The organism is Agrobacterium sp. ST15.16.024 (assembly GCF_027956545.1).
GTDB classification, from domain to species: Bacteria; Pseudomonadota; Alphaproteobacteria; order Rhizobiales; family Rhizobiaceae; genus Agrobacterium; species Agrobacterium cucumeris.
The window spans coordinates 923,014-938,523 of sequence record NZ_JAQKGO010000001.1 but is presented as its reverse complement, the minus strand read 5'-3'; the positions used below and the strand labels follow the sequence as shown (position 1 = coordinate 938,523).

General features: G+C 59.0%; 18 protein-coding genes. 11 read left to right on the top strand and 7 right to left on the bottom strand.

All coding sequences use genetic code 11. The features are described 5' to 3' along the window. Positions 1 to 60: 60 nt before the first annotated feature. A complete protein-coding gene (locus PL640_RS04635; protein WP_046798706.1) occupies positions 61 to 327 on the bottom strand; it encodes a sel1 repeat family protein in 267 nt (88 codons plus the stop codon). A gap of 587 nt (positions 328 to 914) precedes the next feature. Between PL640_RS04635 and PL640_RS04630 the strand changes: the two genes are divergently transcribed. The 8 genes from PL640_RS04630 to vapC all read left to right on the top strand — a co-directional run bounded on the left by PL640_RS04630 (position 915) and on the right by vapC (position 5,361). Continuing rightward, complete coding sequence (locus tag PL640_RS04630; RefSeq protein WP_142839437.1) at positions 915 to 1,253, top strand: DUF2147 domain-containing protein; 339 nt, start codon at positions 915 to 917, stop codon at positions 1,251 to 1,253. A 272-nt stretch (positions 1,254 to 1,525) separates the two neighbouring features. After that, the gene (locus tag PL640_RS04625) at positions 1,526 to 1,939 is read left to right on the top strand and encodes a hypothetical protein (protein ID WP_271360940.1); all 414 of its coding nucleotides are present in this window, start codon (positions 1,526 to 1,528) and stop codon (positions 1,937 to 1,939) included. Between the two features lie 8 nt (positions 1,940 to 1,947). Continuing rightward, positions 1,948 to 2,544 carry an AAA family ATPase gene (locus PL640_RS04620; RefSeq protein ID WP_271360939.1) on the top strand — a complete coding sequence of 199 codons (597 nt, stop codon included), beginning with the start codon at positions 1,948 to 1,950 and terminating at the stop codon, positions 2,542 to 2,544. Positions 2,545 to 2,703: 159 nt separating this feature from the next. Then, complete coding sequence (locus PL640_RS04615) at positions 2,704 to 2,886, top strand: hypothetical protein (RefSeq protein ID WP_035218142.1); 183 nt, start codon at positions 2,704 to 2,706, stop codon at positions 2,884 to 2,886. Between the two features lie 10 nt (positions 2,887 to 2,896). Beyond that, positions 2,897 to 3,070: a hypothetical protein gene (locus PL640_RS04610; protein ID WP_193559488.1), complete on the top strand. Its 174-nt coding sequence runs from the start codon at positions 2,897 to 2,899 to the stop codon at positions 3,068 to 3,070. A gap of 102 nt (positions 3,071 to 3,172) precedes the next feature. Beyond that, positions 3,173 to 4,678 carry an AMP nucleosidase gene (amn, locus tag PL640_RS04605; RefSeq protein WP_269698401.1) on the top strand — a complete coding sequence of 502 codons (1,506 nt, stop codon included), beginning with the start codon at positions 3,173 to 3,175 and terminating at the stop codon, positions 4,676 to 4,678. A 66-nt stretch (positions 4,679 to 4,744) separates the two neighbouring features. Beyond that, positions 4,745 to 4,975, top strand: coding sequence for a type II toxin-antitoxin system VapB family antitoxin (locus PL640_RS04600; protein WP_142855542.1), 231 nt, complete (start codon positions 4,745 to 4,747; stop codon positions 4,973 to 4,975). Beyond that, the gene (vapC, locus tag PL640_RS04595; protein WP_271360938.1) at positions 4,972 to 5,361 is read left to right on the top strand and encodes a type II toxin-antitoxin system VapC family toxin; all 390 of its coding nucleotides are present in this window, start codon (positions 4,972 to 4,974) and stop codon (positions 5,359 to 5,361) included. The genes PL640_RS04600 and vapC overlap by 4 nt, the downstream gene beginning before the upstream one ends. Positions 5,362 to 5,364: 3 nt before the next feature. Here vapC and PL640_RS04590 read toward each other — a convergent pair whose 3' ends face one another. The 3 genes from PL640_RS04590 to PL640_RS04580 form a co-directional block, all read right to left on the bottom strand. Further along, positions 5,365 to 5,835: an OsmC family protein gene (locus PL640_RS04590; RefSeq protein ID WP_271360937.1), complete on the bottom strand. Its 471-nt coding sequence runs from the start codon at positions 5,833 to 5,835 to the stop codon at positions 5,365 to 5,367. Positions 5,836 to 5,899: 64 nt separating this feature from the next. Continuing rightward, on the bottom strand, positions 5,900 to 7,273 hold the full coding sequence (locus PL640_RS04585; RefSeq protein WP_271360936.1) for an aspartate aminotransferase family protein: 1,374 nt from the start codon (positions 7,271 to 7,273) through the stop codon (positions 5,900 to 5,902). A 517-nt stretch (positions 7,274 to 7,790) separates the two neighbouring features. Further along, complete coding sequence (locus tag PL640_RS04580) at positions 7,791 to 8,699, bottom strand: diacylglycerol/lipid kinase family protein (RefSeq protein WP_271360935.1); 909 nt, start codon at positions 8,697 to 8,699, stop codon at positions 7,791 to 7,793. A gap of 237 nt (positions 8,700 to 8,936) precedes the next feature. Here PL640_RS04580 and PL640_RS04575 point away from each other — a divergent pair, with 237 nt between their 5' ends. Together PL640_RS04575 and mgtE are read left to right on the top strand one after the other, a co-directional pair. Beyond that, a complete protein-coding gene (locus tag PL640_RS04575; protein WP_271360934.1) occupies positions 8,937 to 10,181 on the top strand; it encodes an MFS transporter in 1,245 nt (414 codons plus the stop codon). 247 nt (positions 10,182 to 10,428) lie between these two features. Next, on the top strand, positions 10,429 to 11,802 hold the full coding sequence (mgtE, locus tag PL640_RS04570) for a magnesium transporter (RefSeq protein ID WP_271360933.1): 1,374 nt from the start codon (positions 10,429 to 10,431) through the stop codon (positions 11,800 to 11,802). 149 nt (positions 11,803 to 11,951) lie between these two features. On the opposite strand, the gene PL640_RS04565 is transcribed toward mgtE, so the two are convergent. Both PL640_RS04565 and PL640_RS04560 read right to left on the bottom strand, forming a co-directional pair. Next, a complete protein-coding gene (locus PL640_RS04565) occupies positions 11,952 to 12,788 on the bottom strand; it encodes an undecaprenyl-diphosphate phosphatase (protein ID WP_065115238.1) in 837 nt (278 codons plus the stop codon). 120 nt (positions 12,789 to 12,908) lie between these two features. Further along, positions 12,909 to 13,298, bottom strand: a complete 390-nt coding sequence (locus PL640_RS04560; protein WP_142839427.1) for a winged helix-turn-helix transcriptional regulator — start codon at positions 13,296 to 13,298, stop codon at positions 12,909 to 12,911. Positions 13,299 to 13,401: 103 nt separating this feature from the next. Here PL640_RS04560 and PL640_RS04555 point away from each other — a divergent pair, with 103 nt between their 5' ends. After that, positions 13,402 to 14,418 (top strand): zinc-binding alcohol dehydrogenase family protein, encoded by a 1,017-nt coding sequence (locus PL640_RS04555; protein ID WP_271360932.1) that lies wholly within the window; start codon positions 13,402 to 13,404, stop codon positions 14,416 to 14,418. 91 nt (positions 14,419 to 14,509) lie between these two features. Here PL640_RS04555 and PL640_RS04550 read toward each other — a convergent pair whose 3' ends face one another. Continuing rightward, positions 14,510 to 15,250, bottom strand: coding sequence for a pentapeptide repeat-containing protein (locus PL640_RS04550; RefSeq protein WP_142839425.1), 741 nt, complete (start codon positions 15,248 to 15,250; stop codon positions 14,510 to 14,512). Positions 15,251 to 15,510 lie beyond the last annotated feature (260 nt).

Here is a 15,510-nt window from a genome sequence, read left to right as displayed (position 1 = left end):
GCACCGGTCATCGGGACTGGAGGGAGCCGGACCGGAAATCTCACTGATAAACTGGATGGATCAGTGCATCGTCATCCAGTCGCGGGCGGCACGCAGCGCTTCGGCCAGTTCCGCCTTGGTCATGTTGCGGGCGAGATCCGCACGCAGAGAAGCGGCTCTTTCCGATCCACGGATCGCGGCGATGTTGAGCCATTTGTGGGCCGCGACCAGATCCACCGTGCAGCCCCGGCCGGTCGCATAGACCAGGCCGAGATTGCAAAGGGTGTCGGCGCGGGTTTCGCCACCGGCAACTGCCATTTCGATATCGCGAATTTCAAAGCGTGCCATCGTTTTAATCCCTGTCTTCTGCCTGTTTCATCAATCGCCTTCTTTCCGAGGCTAACCTTCAGAACCGCCGTCTTATGCGGCTTTTTTGTTCTTCGGGCCGGCAGGTTTTCCCTGCGCTTTTGATGACTTCACTATGCCGCAAGCCTTTCAACGGGCGCTTAAAAGGCATGATTAATGGGCCGCAAACAAACTGCAAACGATTGGTAAAATTGGGTTTTTGTTAAATATCACGAGGTGCGGAAATTAAGGACTTTCAGGCGATTTTTACGAAAAGTTTACATCTGGATTTAAACCCTTCGTTCACCACGATAAAAACATCGATTTTCAAATTCGACCGTCTCCACTGCGCAAACAGTCGCAAACGCCTCTCTAGCGCGGCAAATTTCTGTTTCCTTTTACGTTAACGTAAAATAGTATCCGGCTGTCTGTTTTATGAGGATGAGGCAGGCAAAGGATAGCATGGCCCAAAGGTGACCGCGTCGCAGGACGCCACACCATCGGCAATGCAGGACAGGGTTTAATGCGTATACGTTCTTCATGACCGGTGCGGTTCGGAAGGGTCTGCGCAAATTTCGGGAGGAGTTTTTATGAAGCGCGTAATGATGATTGCCGCTGCCCTCATGATGGGCAGCAACCTTGCTGTTGCCGCAGAAGCCATCGAGGGCAACTGGAAAACGGCCAGCGGCGAAACCGCCGTGATCGGCCCCTGCGGCACGGCCTTTTGCGTGACGCTGAAGACCGGCAAACATGCCGGAAAACAGATCGGCAAGCTTTCCGGCAAGGGAAACAGCTATGCCGGTGAGATCACCGATCCCGCCAACGACAAGACCTACAGCGGTTCCGGCACCGTTTCCGGCAATTCACTGAGCATGAAGGGCTGCGTGCTGAAGGTTCTGTGCAAATCGCAGACCTGGACACGGCTTTAACAGCGCGAGGCGGCGGGCTTTCGGCTCTCCGCCAGCTAGCCAGTCATCCAGCCGGCGCGGCGTCGTGAGGCGGTTTCAGTAACAGAACCCATGCCGCGTGGCACGGTTTTGCCTTTGATGTATGTTGACCACAGCCAAATAACATCTTCGCAAAATCGACGCTGATACAGAACATTTTCATTTTAATCGCCTAAAAACAGTATATGTTGTGAATATTATTCGTCATCTATATATATGTATTTGAATATAATACTTCATTAAATCGACGTAATATGAACAATAAATTTTATGCACCCATAATATCGGCGTTATTTGTCGCAATAATATTTTTTATTTCGGCCGACCCACTACTTTTGTCTCTCCTTATACCTTATTTCCCGCAGGAGAGATGCGGCACAGAGTTATCGGACAATGAAATACGCAAGATTGTCATAGATGAAATTCAGACAACTGGGTTGAGATTTTTATTCCCGCATGATGCTGTCGGCTTGAAAGCAGAAGATGGCTTTTGGGAGATAAAAAAATACGAAATCCCAATTAATCCTGAATCTGAATATGAAACGAATAAATATGAAGCAAATTTCACCCATCCGAATCAGTTCGTGAGTGTTTTTATCGGTATGTGCGGTGGTATAAACATGATTTTTAATAAGCCATACGCAGGATTTGACTATAGAAAACTTTAGAGAAGCCAATGCCCCTTGCTTTTTCAACGATCCTGATTGCCGGCACCTCGCATGTGGGCAAAAGCACCCTTGCCGGTCTTTTGAGCGAACGGCTCGGCTGTGAGGCGATATCGACCGACAGCCTCGCCCGCCACCCCGGCAGGCCCTGGCCGGGCATACCGGCGCCGGTGGAGGAATATTACACGCAGCTTTCGGCAGACACGATCCACTGGTTTCTGAAGGTTCATCACCAGAACATCTGGCCGCTGATCCGCTCGCTGATCGACAACCGCTGCAATACCGGCAATCCCGTGATCTTCGAGGGTGCTGCCCTGCGCCCGGAATTCATATCGCCCCTGCTCGGCAGCGCGATCACTGGCGTCTTTCTGCATGCCGGGAATGATTTCCTTCTCGAAAGGATGCGCTCTCACGCCCGATACGATGATGCAACGGCCAGCCAGCGGCGGATCATGGACGCCTTCATCGAGCGATCGCTGCGGGAAAATACCGAGATGCTGGCCTCGGCGCAGCAACATAACGTGCCGGTCGTCGATGTGACGAAACCGCAAGCACTCGAAACCCTCATGGCCGATCTTGCCGCGCGCGTGACCGCCTCTTCCGCGTGATCAAAAGACGGGTGACCAAGGTCTCCAGCGAGGCCATTGCGGCATCAATCTGTCCTGTCACCACCCGTTAACATCCCTGAACACCATATGAACCGGGGTCTCAGGGTCCGTTCAGTCCGAGTATGGCAAAACTCTGTCCATCAACTCCAATAAAGGGGAATGGACATGGCAAAGTTGATCAGCCGGTTGGCAATCTTCGCGTTTCTCATGGCGATCTTCGCCATGTCCTTCGCTTCGCTCGTCGTTAATCCGAACCGCAGTTTTCAGCGGGTGAATGCCGGTGCGGCAATTGCCTGCCAGCACAGCCCGGCACCCGCCGCCAATTGCCCCGTCGTACTTTGAGGACCGACCGATGACCAACACTTTTTCAAACGGCCTGTTCTCTGCCCTGCGGCTGGTGCTGATGGCCTCGATCTTTCTCGGCCCGGTAGCAGGACTTGCGGTTTACAAGGCCGATCCCCGCCCGGCATCCAAGGGCGCCGGTTTCGTGCTCCTGATGAGCCTGCAGCGCGGCGCGCTCGGCTGAATCTAGCACACGCTTCATCGATCCAGCCGCTTTTTCCGTTTCTTTTCAGTTTCTTCGTATTTCTGTCGCTTGCCTGTCGAAATTGCCCTCTTATAATGGGCCATGACAATAGCAAAACGAACGATTCCGCCCTTCACCTTCATCAGCCCCGAGCCTTTCGCGCCGCAGTCCTTCACGGACCCGAAAGAAGCAGTCGAGGCTTTGACCGCGCTTTACGAACGCAATACGGCGTTCCTGATCAATTCCTTCACCGACCTTGCCAAGGGCGCGCCGATTGCCGGCCGTTACCGCGCCTGCTACCCGCAGGTGAGCCTGGAGACCGCAACCTTCGGCCATGTCGACTCGCGTCTTTCCTATGGCCATGTCACCGCGCCCGGCGTCTACACAACGACGATTACCCGGCCGGAGCTGTTCCGCCATTACCTGAAAGAGCAGCTGGGGCTTCTGATGAAGAACCACGGCGTTCCGGTCACGGTGTCGGAATCGGCCACACCCATTCCGCTGCACTTCGCTTTTGGCGAAGGTGCTTATGTCGAGGCGGCGGCCGCATCGTCGCTCTCCGACGTGCCGCTGCGCGATCTGTTCGATACGCCCGATCTCAACAATACCGATGACCTTATCGCCAATGGCGAATATGACCAGGTGCCGGGCGAACCCGCACCGCTTGCGCCCTTTACCGCGCAGCGCATCGATTATTCGCTTGCCCGCCTCAGCCATTATACGGCAACCAGCGCGAGCCATTTCCAGAACTTCGTGCTGTTCACCAACTACCAGTTCTATATCGACGAGTTCGCCGCATGGGCGCGGCAGATGATGAAGAATGGCGGCGAAGGTTACACAGCCTTCGTGGAGCCGGGCAACATCATCACAAATGCCGGTTCCGACAGACCGGAAACGGACGCCGTGCTCGCCCGCCTGCCGCAGATGCCCGCCTATCACCTGAAGAAAAAGGGCCATGCCGGCATCACGCTGGTCAATATCGGCGTCGGCCCTTCCAACGCCAAGACGATCACCGACCATATCGCCGTGCTGCGCCCGCATGCCTGGCTGATGGTCGGCCATTGCGCCGGCCTGCGTAACAGCCAGCGGCTGGGCGACTATGTTCTGGCGCATGCCTATGTGCGTGAGGACCACGTGCTTGATGACGACCTGCCGGTCTGGGTGCCGATCCCGGCGCTGGCCGAAGTGCAGCTGGCGCTGGAAGGCGCCGTGGCGGAAGTCACCGGTTACGAGGGCTTCGAGCTGAAGCGCATCATGCGCACCGGCACCGTCGCCACCATCGACAATCGCAACTGGGAGCTTCGCGATCAGGCCGGCCCCGTCAAGCGCCTGTCGCAGTCGCGCGCCATAGCACTCGACATGGAATCGGCCACCATCGCGGCCAACGGTTTCCGCTTCCGCGTGCCCTACGGCACCCTGCTCTGCGTCTCCGACAAGCCGCTGCATGGCGAATTGAAGCTGCCGGGCATGGCGACGGAGTTTTACCGCACGCAGGTCGCCCAGCATCTGCAAATCGGCATCCGCGCCGTGCAGAAACTCGCCGCCATGCCGACGGAAACGCTGCATTCGCGCAAGCTTCGAAGCTTTTACGAGACAGCGTTCCAGTAAAAACAGATATCGCGGAAGGTGTCCTTGGTGTACTGTTTCGAAAATCGATACACCAAGGATTTTTCGATGCGCACCAACATTGAACTCGATGACGCCTTGATCGCCGAGGCGATGGAAATCACCGGTCTTTCGACAAAAAAGGCGACGGTAGAAAAAGCATTACGCGATCTTGTGCGTATTCATCGTCAGATGCGGGCGATGAACGCATTGGAGGGTATGGGCTGGGAAGGTGATCTGGATGAGATGCGGACAGATTGGGACGCTGAAACCGATTGGGACGTAAAGAAAGCCAAATGATCGTTGCAGATACTTCTGCCTGGATTTCTTTCATTCGAAAAGACACGCCTGCCCTCTCCGCCAAGTTTCGCGCCCTGATGGCGCAGGGCCAAATTCTGATCGGCGACATCATTCTCCTTGAGCTGCTTAGAGGCGCTCGCGATGGTCATCATGCGCGCCATCTTGAGCAGACGCTCAGCGAATTTCCCTGTGTTGCAATGATGTCTCCTCAACTCGTCATCAAGGCTGCGGCCAACTACCGCTTCCTGCGAGCGCGTGGCTATACGATCCGGAAAAGCAACGACCTCATCATCGGCACTTACTGTATCGAGTACGGGCACAAGCTGCTGCACAACGACCGAGACTTTCAGCCGATGGCCGATCATCTCGGTCTGCAATCCGCCTGACTATCAAACAGTCTTCACCGTCCCCTCCACCCGCACCGGAAAATTCACCGACCGGGCGATGAAGCACTTATCATGCGCATCATGGTGCAGTTCGTCCGCGCGGGCTGCATCGCCCTTCGAGATGGTGATGATCGGTTTCAGCACCACGTCGCTGAATTGCCCCGCGCCGTCCTTTTCCATGACAAGCGTGCCTTCGGCGTTGTCGACATAGTCTTCAACGATGATGCCATTGACCGAGCAGAAATGCAGGTACCAGAGCTTGTGGCAGGCCGAGAGCGAGGCGACCAGCATGTCTTCCGGGTTCCAGCGGGAGGGATCGCCGCGGAAGGCGGGGTCCGAGGAGCCGGCGATATCGGCTTTCCCTGCGGTGGAAATCGTGTAGTCGCGTTCATAGTCGCGGTAGCCGGATGTGCCCTTGCCGCGATTGCCGGTCCATTTCACCTGCACGGCGTAATGATGTTCCTGTCCTGCCATCTGATTATTCCTCCCTTGGAAACTTTTTTCGCATTCTCTAACGGAAAACCGGTGTCAACTTTTCCTAAAAATGCTCTCGCGTATCACGCAGGTGATCGAGCCCCTTGCGTAAGGTCTCGATGATCTCATCCACTTCCGAACGGCTGATCGTCAGCGCCGGCGAGGCCAGCATGCGGTCACCAGTCGCACGCATGACGAGGCCGTTTGCCAGGCAATGGTTGCGCACGGCGGTACCGATATCATCGGGCTTGGCGAAACGCCGGCGGGTTGCCTTGTCGGCCGTTATCTGCAGGCCACCCATCAGGCCGACATTCACGGCCTCGCCCACCAGTTCGTGATCATCAAGGCTTTTCCAGCCTTCGGAGAAATAGGGGCCGATATCATCGCGCACCCGCTCCACCAGACCCTCATCCTCGATGATACGAAGGTTTTCCAGCGCAGCGGCGGCGCAGACGGGGTGGCCAGAATAAGTAAAGCCGTGGTTGAAGTCGCCGACTTCCGACAACATCACTTCCGCCACGCGGTCGGAAACGATGACGCCGCCGATCGGCAGATAACCGGATGAAAGGCCCTTGGCGACGGGGGCGAAATCCGGCTCCACGCCGAAATGCTGGTAACCGAACCATGAGCCGAGACGGCCGAAACCGCAGATCACCTCATCCGATACGAGCAGGATATTGCGCGCCTTGCAGATGCGGGCGATTTCCGGCCAGTAGGTTTCCGGTGGCACGATGACGCCGCCTGCCCCCTGAATGGGTTCGGCGACGAAAGCGGCGACGTTTTCCTCGCCGAGTTCATCGATCTTCGCATCCAGTTCGCGGGCCACTTTCAGGCCAAATTCGGCGGGCGAAAGATCGCCGCCCTCGGCATACCAATAGGGCTGGCCGATATGGGCAACGCCTTCGATCGGCAGGTTGCCCTGCTCGTGCATCCATTTCATGCCGCCGAGCGAGGCGCCGGCCACCGTCGAGCCGTGATAGCCGTTGCGGCGAGCAATGACCTTCGTCTTCGTCGGATGGCCAAGCGCCTTCCAGTAGACCCGCGCCATGCGGAACCAGGTGTCGGTGGCTTCCGAACCGGAATTGGTGAAGAATACATGGTTCATGTCAGGCCCGGCGCGCGAGGCGATCTTCTGCGCCAGAAGTGTCGCGGGCGGCGTGGTCGTTCCGAAAAACGCGTTGTAATAGGGCAGCTCGTTCATCTGCCTCTGAACGACATCAGCGATTTCGCGGCGTCCATAGCCAATATTCACGCACCAGAGGCCGGCAAAGGCGTCGAGATATTTCTTGCCGGTGCTGTCATAGATGAACACCCCTTCGGCCCGTTCGATGATGCGGGTGCCGGTGGCATTCAGTTTGCCCATATCGGAAAAGGGGTGGAGGTGATGGGCGGCATCAATGGCGGCAAGGTTGGATATCGGCTTGGAGACTTCATTCATGACAGATCGCACTCCCATAAAGGCGACGGCGCTCAAGCCACCGCGCCTGCCGAACATGGCCGGGCGGCTTTGATTTGGCAAGGCTGGTGATTTTCAGGGGCCAACGCATTGAACGGGCGGTTGCCGCTCGTTTCTTCTCCCCCGCCGGGGAGAAGGTGGCCCGAAGGGTCGGATGAGGGGGAAACGCCAGCGAGAGACGGGGAGCTCGCCCCCTCATCCCGCTGCCGCGGACTTCTCCCCGGCGGGGAGAAGAAACAAGCGGCATTCGCTCATTTCTAACATGGTGAAGCGGATTCGATTTGGCGACGTTGGCATTCCTGGGGCAGTAATGAAGGGGCAGGATATCGCCCCTTGTTTCTTCTCCCCGCCGGGGAGAAGGTGGCCCGAAGGGTCGGATGAGGGGGCAACGTTAGCGGTATACGGAGAGCTCGCCCCCTCGTCCCGCTGCCGCGGACTTCTCCCCCTCGGGGAGAAGAAACAAGCGGCGATCACTCAATCCAAACATACTCCGTTCGCGTTATGCGAAAAACACCCGCCCCACCAGCACCTTCAACTCGCCGGCATGCACCTCCAGCGCCACATCCCGCTCCATCGGCAGCAATTCGCCATCGATGACGCAGCGCACATCGTGGCGTTTCTTCGGAAAATGCAGTTCCACATCCGTCACCGTCATGGCTGTCACGGCGGCGTTTTCCTTCAGCCTGCCGCGCAGAATGTCGAAGGCAAGCCTTGCGACACCGGAAGGGCGCAGCGGATCGGTGAGGTAAAAACCGAGATGACCGCCGGATACATTATCCGCCACCAGCAGCGAGTTCTGGCCGAATTCATTGTTGGAGACGGAAATGGCCGAGACCTTGCGGTGCTGGGTTTCGCCATTGACGGTATATTCCACCTCGAAGACCGGCGGATTGAGGATGACGCTGATGGCCGCGCGGATGCTTGCCTTGATCTTGCCGAGGCGGGAGGCGAAAGCGAGGTTGTTGCGATAGCGCACCATGCGCGAATGCAGGCCGGCGGAAAACTGGTGAACGAAAAGCCGGCCGTTGGCGCTGGCTATATCCACGCTGGCGATCTCACCATTTGCCAGCGTTTCCAGCGCCAGGCGAATGTCGAGCGGCAGTTTCAGCGAGCGGGCAAACAGGTTCATGGTGCCGGCCGGCACGATGCCGAGTGCAATGCCCTGTTTCCAGGCGATGCCAGCGGCGGCCGAAATGGTGCCATCACCACCACCGGCAATGATACCTTCAATATCAGGCTCATCGGCAGCGCGTTGCATTTCCTCGACAATGTCCTTTCCGGAAACCAGACGGCATTCGATCTGGTGCCCCGCCCGGGAAAAGACCGCACGGGCGTGGTCGCAATAGGCGTCCATATCGGTGGTGCGAAAGGTGCCGCCATCACGATTGAAAATTGCAATGAGCTTCATGTCCAACCCGGTCCCGTAACGTTCGCAGCCGCGCGTAAATGCCTGGCTTCATATAGAGTTCCGAACACCATCGCGTGAAGATCGTCTTTTGCCGAGAATCGCTCTACCGCAACGCATCATTTCATGTTAGGGATCACTTAAGGTCATTTTCATGACCGCGCATCTCCAGTCAGGGCAGACCGCTCCCATACGGTCTTGCCCTTTTTTCTGTGGGGTCCTCCCCCTTCTCAGGTCATCATGAGCCAGTCGAAAATTTCCGAAGCCCGTCCCGCAGCGGAGAATGAAACCGTTTACACGGACACTCCGGCCGTGGCGCTCTCGCCGTTCGCCATCGCGCTTATCGAACTGGCGCTGGCCGCCGGCGGCTTCGGCATCGGCACCGGCGAATTCGCCATCATGGGCCTGTTGCCTGACGTCGCCACGACCTATGGCGTGACGGTGCCACAGGCGGGTTACGTCATCACGGCCTATGCGCTTGGCGTCGTCATCGGCGCGCCGATCATCGCCATCCTTGCCGCACGCATGACGCGGCGTGCTTTGCTCCTCGGCCTGATGGGGCTTTTTGCAGCCGGCAATATCTTGAGCGCCGTCGCACCTGACTTCCTGAGCTTCACCGTTCTGCGCTTCATCACCGGCCTGCCGCATGGCGCCTATTTCGGCGTTGCGGCGCTGGTGGCGGCCTCGATGGCGCCGATCCATAAACGCGCCCGCGCCGTCGGCCGCGTCATGCTCGGCCTCACCATCGCCACGCTGCTCGGCACACCGCTTGCCACCTTCTTCGGCCAGCTGCTGTCCTGGCGCGCCGCCTTCATGCTGGTCGGCGGCATAGCACTTCTGACCGTCGCCCTGCTCTGGCTGTTCCAGCCGCGTGACCGGGTGGAGGAAGGTGCAAGCGTCTGGCGCGAACTCGGCGCTTTTCGCCGTGTGCAGGTGTGGCTTACGCTTGCCATCGCGTCTGTCGGCTTCGGCGGCATGTTCTCGGTGTTCAGCTATATCGCCAAGACCACCACTGATGTGGCGATGATGCCGGTTTCCACCGTCTCCATGGTGCTGGCGCTATTCGGCATCGGCATGAATGTCGGCAATGTGGTCGGCTCGCGGCTGGCGGATATCTCGCTCAACGGCACGATTGGCGGCATGCTCGCCTTCAACGTGCTGGTCATGGTCGTGTTCGGCATGACGGCGCATGAACCGTTCATGCTGTGCCTCTGCGTCTTCCTGATCGGCTGCGGTTTTGCCGCCTGTCCGGCCGTGCAGACGCGGCTGATGGATGTGGCGCAGGATGCCCAGACGCTGGCCGCCGCCTCCAACCACTCCGCCTTCAACATCGCCAATGCGCTTGGCGCCTGGCTCGGCGGGCTGGTCATCGCCATGGGTTATGGCTATGCCTCGACAGGTTATGTCGGTGCGGTTCTGTCGCTTCTCGGGCTTGGCGTTTTCCTCATTTCCGTCACCGTCGAGCGGCGCGAAAAGGCGGCCTGAGCCGGCCCTATCGCAGCTTACGGAAATTTCACAATCGGGCGCTTGACTCTTTTCGGTTTCAGGCGCAACACGGCCTTACGCGCATGCCTTGCGGCACGGCGCGGATTTCAACGGAGCATCATTAGATGTCTAGCGACAGTAGCAGTCGATTGCCTTTGCCGAGACCGGCGAACGTGAACTGATCCGACCGCTGTCGGCTCACCACCGCGTTCGCCGTTATCGGCGAATCGACGGAAAGGGAGCAATCATGAACTTCCACAACCTCTCCCAGAGGGCCAGCAAGGCCGCACGTCTTCTTCGTAGCGGAAATGCCGGCTCCACCACCATTGCCGAACGCGTCGAGCACCTCAACACGCTTGATGTCGGCGAAGCCGCAACCGCCCTGCTCGCCATGCCGCAGGCAAAGGCCGTCGCCATTCTCGACCGGCCCGAACTGCATGGTGCAGCCGCGATCATCGCCCATATTCCTGTCGAACAGGCTGCCCGCTTCGTCAACCTGATGTCTGACGACCGCGTTGCCGACGTCATGGCGGAAATGGCCGAAGAACCGCGCGCAAAGCTGTTTTCCCGGCTGGACCGCACGACGGCTCTCTCCATCAAGCACCTGATGGGGTATCCGCCGCGCACGGCCGGCTCGATCATGACCACGGAATTCGTCAGCGTGCCTGATGACTGGACGGTGGAACAGACCCTTTCGCACATCCGCGTCGTCGAGCGGTCGCGTGAAACGGTCTATGCCATCTATGTGCTGGCGCAGGACGGAACGCTTTCCACCGTCGTGACGCTGCGTCGCCTGCTGACCGGCGAAGCCGGTGCGTCCATCCTCTCCGTCGCATCGAAGGAAGGCATCGTCTGCGCCAGCCCCCTGATGTCGCAGGAGGATGTCGCCCGGCTGATCCGCAAGCACGACCTTCTGGCACTGCCCGTCGTCGATGACCGCTCGCATATTCTCGGCATCGTCACCGTTGACGACGTGATCGACACCATGATCGCCGACACAACGGAAGACGCCCACAAGTTCGGTGGTATGGAGGCGCTCGGCAAGCCCTACATGACGATCGGCTTTCCGGACATGATCCGCAAGCGCGCCGGCTGGCTCGCAGCACTGTTCCTCGGCGAAATGCTGACGGCCAGCGCCATGCAGCATTTCGAAGGCGAGCTGGAAAAGGCCGTAGTGCTGACGCTGTTCATACCGCTGATCATGTCATCGGGCGGCAATTCCGGTTCGCAGGCTACCTCGCTCATCATCCGGGCGCTGGCGCTCGGTGAACTGAAGCTTTCCGACTGGTGGCGGGTGCTGCTTCGGGAAATCCCGACGGGCCTGACACTCGGCTGCATTCTGGGCGCCATCGGTTTCCTGCGTCTGACGGTCTGGCAGCAGGCTGGCTTTTACGACTACGGCGAACACTGGCTGCTGGTGGGCGCCACCGTGTTTTCGGCACTTGTCGGCATCGTCACCTTCGGTTCGCTTGCCGGCTCCATGCTGCCCTTCGTGCTGCAGCGCCTGCGGCTCGACCCCGCCAGCGCCTCTGCCCCCTTCGTCGCCACGCTGGTGGATGTCAGCGGCCTCGTCATCTACTTCTCGGTGGCGCTGGTGATCTTGAGCGGTACGTTGCTCTAAAAGACGAAAGGCCCGCTCCAACGAGCGGGCCTCACTTTTACAAATCGAAATCTCGCCATTGTCATCCTCGGGCTTGACCCGAGGATCCACAACCCGGCGCAGATGGATCCTCGGGTCAAGCCCGAGGATGACGGCGAGTGCGGCTCCCCTCACCCGCCGGCGCTGATGACGCCCGTCCCCAACAGCCCCAGCAGGATGAAGCCGATGACCACGCGGTACCAGACGAAGGGCATGTAGCTCTTGGTGGAGACCAGCTTGAGGAAGACGACAATAACCGCATAACCGACGATGAAGGCGATCAGGGTGGCAAGTCCCGTTTGCCCCCAGCCGACCGGATTGTCCTCACCGATGCTCTTGAAGAGCTGGTAGAAACCGGAACCGAAGACGGCGGGAACGGCGAGCAGGAAGGAATAACGGGCGGCCGCCTCGCGGGTGTAACCGAGCAGCAGGCCGGCGCTGATGGTGCCGCCCGAGCGCGAGACACCGGGGATCAGCGCCATGGCCTGCGCGAAACCGAAGAGGATACCGTCGCGCCAGATCAGCTGGTTCAGCTTGTAGCGTTTCTCACCGATCCTGTCGGCAATGCCAAGAACGATGCCGAAGACGATCAGCATCACGGCGGTGATATAGAGGTTGCGCAGCGAATGTTCGATGGCGTCCTTGAAGAACAGGCCGAGAAACACGATCGGCACGGAACCGACGATGATGAGCCAGCCAAGCCGGGCATCGGCCTTGTCATAGGGGCCGAGGCGAAGGTTCTGCCGCAGCCAGGCGGCGGCGATCCGCATGATATCCGACCAGAAATAGACCAGCACGGCCATTTCCGTGCCGATTTGCGTAATCGCGGTGAAGGCGGCCCCGGGATCGGCGCCGGAGGGCAGGAACTCCCCGGCTATCCTCAGATGCGCGCTTGAAGAAATCGGAAGAAATTCCGTAAGTCCTTGCAAAAGGCCGAGAAATCCGGCCTCCATCCAACCCATGCTCATGTGCTTTGATGTCCCTGCTGCGAATCACGATGGCAGCATTATGCATTAATCGGGGCAAATACATGTTGCATCGCACCATCGCGAGCATGGAAAGCGGCACGTGGTCTTACCCGTGATTTTTCAGGCGGCCTTTTCCTCGGCCTGGGGAAGCTGTGTGTATTTCGCGCCGTTCTTGCAAACAACATGGGCGTCGCCCCAGCTTTTCAGCGCCGAAATCACCGGCTTCATCGTGTCGCCAAGCGGCGTCAGCGCGTAGTCCACACGTGGCGGCACCACCGGGAAGACGGTGCGCGAAATCAGACCCGCCTCTTCCAGCTCGCGCAGCTGCTTGGTGAGCATGCGCTGGGTGACGCTTGGAATATGGCGGCGCAGCTCGTTGAAGCGCAGCGTGCCCTCATTGATGAGGTGATAAAGGATCACGCCTTTCCATTTTCCGTCGAGAAAACTCAAGGTCGATTCCACCGGGCAACCCGGAAAATTGCCGGTGAGCTTGGCGCGCGGTCGCGACATCACAGTATCCTTTTTGTATGTATCATCACAAAATGTGCATTCTTGCGATTGATGTTCATATGTATCAAGTAAGAGGCACGCAAACAAGCAAAGGAGACTGTTCATGCGCGCCATCGGTTACAGGACAAGCCAGCCCATCACCGCCAGCGATGCGCTTGTCGATATCGACCTGCCGCAGCCGGAGGCGAAGGGGCACGACATTCTGGTGGAGGTGAAGGCCGTTTCGGTCAACCCCGTTGACACCAAGGTGCGCCGCAACCAGTCGCCGGAAAATGGTGCTACCCGCGTGCTCGGTTTCGACGCCTCGGGCGTGGTGAAGGCCATCGGCAACAAGGTCTCGCTGTTCAAGCCCGGCGACGAGGTGTTTTACGCCGGCGTCATCAACCGTCCCGGCTCCAACAGCGAATTCCACCTGGTCGATGAACGCATTGTCGGCGAAAAGCCGAAATCGCTGAATTTCGAGGAAGCCGCAGCCCTGCCGCTGACGGCGATCACCGCTTACGAGACGTTGTTCGACCGGTTGCGGGTGAAGGATCCGGTTCCGGGCGCGGCCAACGCCGTTCTGGTCATCGGTGGCGCCGGCGGCGTCGGCTCAATTGCCATCCAGCTTCTGCGGGCGCTGACGGACCTTACCGTCATCGCCACCGCCTCGCGGCCGGAAACGATTGCCTGGGCGAAAGACCTCGGCGCGCATCATGTCGTCGATCACAGCAAGCCGATTGCCCCGCAGGTGGAGGCGCTTGGCCTCGGCGCACCAGGCTTCGTGTTTTCAACCACCCATAGCGACATTCACGCCGCCGACAGCGTGGCGGCCATTGCGCCGCAGGGCCGTTTCGCGCTGATCGACGATCCGGCCGGCGGTTTCGATGTCATGGCCTTCAAACGCAAATGCGTATCGATCCATTGGGAAATGATGTTCGCCCGCGCGGTCTTCGAGACACCTGACATGATCGAGCAGCACAAGCTGCTGAACCACGTTGCGAAACTGGTCGATGCCGGCAAGATCAAGACGACACTGACGGAAGTCTTCGGCACCATCAATGCCGCAAATCTCATCAAGGCGCATGCGCTGATCGAGAGCAACAAGGCCAAGGGCAAGATCGTGCTTTCAGGCTTCTGACCGACGCGACAGCGCGTCCGCCTGTGCGGGCGCGCCAATTCCGCCCTGTGCCACCACCACGCCCGAAAAAACTCGCGTGGCTTTTGTCTTGTCAGTCGTCGTCCGGATCTTCAGGGCACGGCCATGATGCAGGCGTGGTCAGGCCGCTCGGCAATTTTGTCTTGGCATCGCCGCAGGCAATATCGACCTGCCTTTGCTCCAGCCCTGTCGCGGTGGAAAGATCCACCCCCTCGATGCGCGTCAGGAGCAGGAAGGCGCTGGTGAAATCCACCGGCCCGCCGAGTGTTGCGCCGCCGAAGCGGGCACGCGACAGGTTGGTCAGGGAAAATTTCGAACCGTTCAGCGTCGCGCCCTCGAAATCAGCGCGGCCGAGTTCGGCCTTGGTGAAATCCGTCCCGTCGAGCTTGGTTTTTTCGAACTTGGTGCGCTGCATTTCGGCGTTGATAAATTTCGCGTTGGTGGCGTCGGCGGCGCTGAAGTCGCTGCGGTAAGCTTCCACCTTGGTCAGATTGGCGCCCTGCAGGTTCGCCTCCCCCAGCGCCGTGCGGATGAGTTTCGCCTTTTCGAGATTGGCGCCCTTCATCGACGAGCCGCGCAAGTCGGTATAGGTAAAGTCCGCTCCGTAAAGCATCGCCGAATCGAGATTGCTGCCACCCAGCATCAGGAGACGCTTGTTGCATTCGCGCCAGTCGATGCCGGCCATGGCATCGGCGCGGCAGCTGGCAGCCACCAGCGGACCGCCGCTCAGCGAAACGGCAATAACCACGCCGGCCGCCAAAGCGGCACCAAACCTTGTCTTCCGCACGATATTCAGCTTCTGAAAGCCGGGCATTCTCTTACTCCCTGCCACCGGAGCGACGGCGCAAACGTGAGCCGCCCCTGGGGACCATATGCACATTCAAGGCGTTACCGCATTTCCATCCCGCATTCCACGGGCCAGTTGACGGCAGGACACCCCAACATCCTATATGTAAGAAATCGAAGAGCAATCCACAAATAAGCAGGGGGCAAAGAACGCTTTCGCCTTCGTCATGCCGGCCTTGAGCCGGTATCCAGGCACGGCGCGTCTGCGCCGTGAAAAGGCGTTCTCGC